We start from the raw sequence: 3,698 nt of genomic DNA, 5'->3' as shown, positions 1-3,698 counted from the left end.
CCGCGGCAGCCAGTATTGCAGCGGCGAGTTCCAGAACGCTTTGAAAGACTGGAAGATGCGCTCATCGATGAGCAGGAAAGGCAACTGCTGGGACACTCAATCTACGATGGCTCCGAGCGCTGCTTCTGGCCTGACCCGTGCTGGGATTGGTGTGATGCCTTTGCGTTGACCTGTCGGCCAGATGCAGTGCTCGCCTCGGCACTGCCGAGCCTGCTGCGAGTGACCTAATAGGAGCCTTGTTCTGCACCTTGAGTGTCCTGTCCTTCGGCATGGTTTGGCGACGCCACTTCATCGCAAAGGAGTTGGCATGGAACAGGCAAATATCCCGGCAGAGGTCATCCTCGGCGTCGACACACATCTGGACGTTCATGTTGGTGTCGTCATCGATGCGGTAGGACGCGTGATGGGCACGCTCTCGGTTGAGACGAACCTCGGCGGCTATGAACAATTGCTGATCTGGGCTCGAAGCCTTGGCAGACTGGATCGTGCCGGAATCGAGGGGACGGGCTCCTACGGAGCTGGTCTGACACACTTTCTCGAAGACAAAGGCATTGCGGTCGTGGAAATCAATCGGCCGAATCGTTCCCGTCGACGTCTACGAGGAAAGAGCGACCCGACCGATGCCGAGAGCGCGGCGCGGTCCGTGCTGGCCAACGATGCAACGGGCGTACCCAAAGCACGAAACGGCATGGCCGAAGCCCTGCGCACGCTCAGCGTGGCGCGCCGCAGCGCCGTCAAAGCCAAGACGCAGGCGGTCAATCAACTGCGCGCTCTGTTGGTCAGCGCGCCGTCCTCTTTGCGAGATCTGGTGTTGAAGGTCAAGACTGAGCACTGTGTCGCAGCCTGTGCGGCGCTCCAAGAGAATGACGAAAAGGACCCCGTCATCACCAGCTTGAGGACGACGCTCAGGCTCTTGGCCAGACGCTGGAATGCGCTGCACGAGGAACTTCGCGAGCTCGACAAGCAGCTTGTCCGTTTAACAAAGCTGGCAGCGCCAAGAACTCTCGGCCGCTTCGGTGTCGGACCACAGACCGCGGCAACGCTGCTCATCACGGCTGGCGACAACCCGAGCCGGTTGCGTAACGAGGCGGCTCTCGCAGCGCTCTGTGGTGTGAGCCCCATCGAAGCGTCATCCGGAAAGACAAGCCGACACCGGCTCAATCGCGGTGGCCAGAGACAGGCCAACAACGCGTTGTGGACCATCGCCATGGTCCGAATGCGAAGCGATGCGCGCACCCTGCAATACGTTGCCAGGCGCACCGCTGAAGGGCTGTCGAAAAAGGAAATCCATCGCTGCCTGAAGCGCTACATCGTTCGCGAGTTGTATCCGCTGATTCTGGAAGACCTCGCGGATTCAGTCGCCACCACTTGACATAGGAGCGTCAACGCGCCGACCGAGAGCTTCTGGGGCCGACTGAAAACGGCCAGCGTGCATGGGCACAAGTTCGCCACCAGAGAGCAGGCCAGGCAGGCTGTGATGGACTGGATGGCTTTCTACAATCACCGCAGGCTGCATTCGTCGCTGGGCTATCTCAGTCCGATGCAGTTCGAGCAACGCTGGTACGAGGCACAGTACAAAAAGGCCGCGTAATCGTTGGGCTAAGAGCTACACGAAACGAGGGCAAGGTCAAACCGCACGGCGCGCGAAGTTCACTGCCGCATAGGCAGCTCAGAAAATGTCAGAACACCAAATTAACGGCCTTTTTCAGTTCACTGCCGCATAGGCAGCTCAGAAAAAGACAGGTACGACACCAGCCGGGCATGCTGTGTTCACTGCCGCATAGGCAGCTCACAAAGTCAGTTAAAGCTTCATCGTCTTACGCCAACCTCGCCACGCACCCCAATGGTCGCTAGCGTAATGGAGCAAGGTTGTGACGACACAGGCCTCGTCACAAACCTCGACACAAAACAAAAAGGCCCACAAAAGTGGGCCTTTAGTACAAGCTAAATGCTTGATTTTATTGGTTGCGCGAGAAGGATTTGAACCTCCGACCTTTGGGTTATGAGCTCTAGGCCGATGAAAACATATCTTATGTTTTCAAATGACTAGAAGTGATGTAAAACGTTGAATACGCATGGAATTTTGACGATTCCGATCGGTGCAGTGTGCGCCGCATTTCAACGTTTTAGGCCACATGGACAACGTACCAGGGATTTCGGACGGTCACGGCGGGAAGAGTTTTGAGACCTTTGGGCTTCCAGTCGCGCTTCATCCATTGCTTGAATGGTCCAACCGACTAGGGCTGACTCGTCCGCTGCTCGCGGTACTCGATGCATCAAAAACCGGCGCAAATCCTGAGTACGTTGGATCAATCATTGAGTACTTGCGCCAGTCTGGGCCGTTGAAGATTGCCTCGGCATGGGCCGACGAATCCGAGCCGGCTTCGGAGTTGTGCCGACTCATGGAATCCTTGTCAGCATCCCCAACCGTTGCCCGTCTGTATCCATATTTGCCTCCGGCCCAACAGGTGGCCGCGCAACTCCCACGCGGCACGCTGCGCGAATTTGCCCTCCTCGCGCTTTGCGTGCCCAGGGCCTATCACCCTGACGCAGCCGCCCAACTCCGGTTGGAGACACTTCGAACCTGGACGTTCATCCAGTTCATCTCAGCCATCTATGAGGACTCCGAGCCGGATAAGCGAGTCATCGAGGTGTCCTGGAGCCTGCGCCAGGCAGCCTCTGGTGACTGGGATTGGCGGGATCTTTTCGCTGGGCTTCGCCCCCCCAGTGGATCACTCTCTATATATAGACAGCATCTGGCCTGGGAGGCTGCGGCTCTGGTCGGCAAGCTAGAACTGGCGTCCAACGAGGGGCCCGGCGTCAAGGCGCATATCAAACTGCTCCGGACACTGCGCAGCTACTGTGAATCTGAGCCGATCCGGGCCGGCCGATCCGAAACCCTGACCGCGAAGGGTGCCTTTTCTCAATATGCCCGCTTGTCCCCCGGTCGTGAGCATCTTTGGGGAACATCCGCTCAAAGTACAGCGCCGACCGTTTTTTCTCCAGGCGAAATCTTGGCGGAAGACCCCCAGCCCATCACCGGAAGGTTCATCGACCAGGACGGCGGCGATGGGACCGAATGCTGGGAAACAACTATTGATGAGCACCTCAATCCGGTGGCGCAGGAACATGAAGCACGTGGCGTCCTTCTTGCCACCATCGAGGACCAGCAATTCCTGCCGTTCAGCACCAACCGGCTCAATCAGTTTGAACGGGCTTGTCTGGAAAACTGGTGGCAGGCTGCAATCGCGCGAGATGCACCCGAAAGTTTTCGCCTCTTGGGCGCATTCATTTGGATTGCTGTCTACACGGCCAAATCCGTTCGGATGGTAGCGACCGACATCTCCTTTTCCAGTCAATGTGGGCCGGACTGGAGCATCGACCCCGACACCCTGACGTTGCAGAAACTCGCCCCCCGGCATCCGAGGGGATGGAAGGCTTCGTCTGCGACATCGCAGTGGCTGGAACCCCTCGCTGGCCAACTTCAAGTGCAGCTTCCAGACGAGGTTGCGGCGATTATTTCTCAGCACGGCTCGGGGCGCCTGTCGGCACGCGCACTCCTGGATCTTTGGCCGTCGTCACCGGCCCACAATTCGCCGGAGGCCCCGATGGCCAGGTCAAATTCCCCCACCCTTGGCCACCCCAAATTCCCCCAGGCAGGACGACCAGATTATGACGACTCGGGTGTGATGGCGATG

General features: G+C 58.3%; 2 protein-coding genes and 1 pseudogene. All 3 read left to right on the top strand.

The genetic code is table 11. From position 1 onward, the window contains the following. The first annotated feature begins 307 nt into the window (after positions 1-307). A complete protein-coding gene (locus tag BLW02_RS19260; RefSeq protein ID WP_092701708.1) occupies positions 308-1,372 on the top strand; it encodes an IS110 family RNA-guided transposase in 1,065 nt (354 codons plus the stop codon). A gap of 12 nt (positions 1,373-1,384) precedes the next feature. After that, positions 1,385-1,591, top strand: a pseudogene (locus BLW02_RS19255) (IS3 family transposase); the annotation flags it as partial. Between the two features lie 544 nt (positions 1,592-2,135). Further along, positions 2,136-3,698, top strand: a 1,563-nt coding sequence (locus BLW02_RS19250; protein ID WP_139285422.1) for a hypothetical protein, incomplete at its 3' end; no start/stop codon positions are given.

The organism is Acidovorax soli, from assembly GCF_900107605.1.
GTDB lineage: Bacteria > Pseudomonadota > Gammaproteobacteria > Burkholderiales > Burkholderiaceae_C > Acidovorax > Acidovorax soli.
The sequence above is the reverse complement of the archived record's forward strand: the minus strand, read 5'-3'. Positions and strand labels throughout refer to the sequence as shown.

What these genes read in the sequence shown, in the direction of transcription:
- BLW02_RS19260 (WP_092701708.1), top strand. Translation starts at nt 308, where the DNA reads ATGGAACAGGCAAATATCCCGGCAGAGGTCATCCTCGGCGTCGACACA.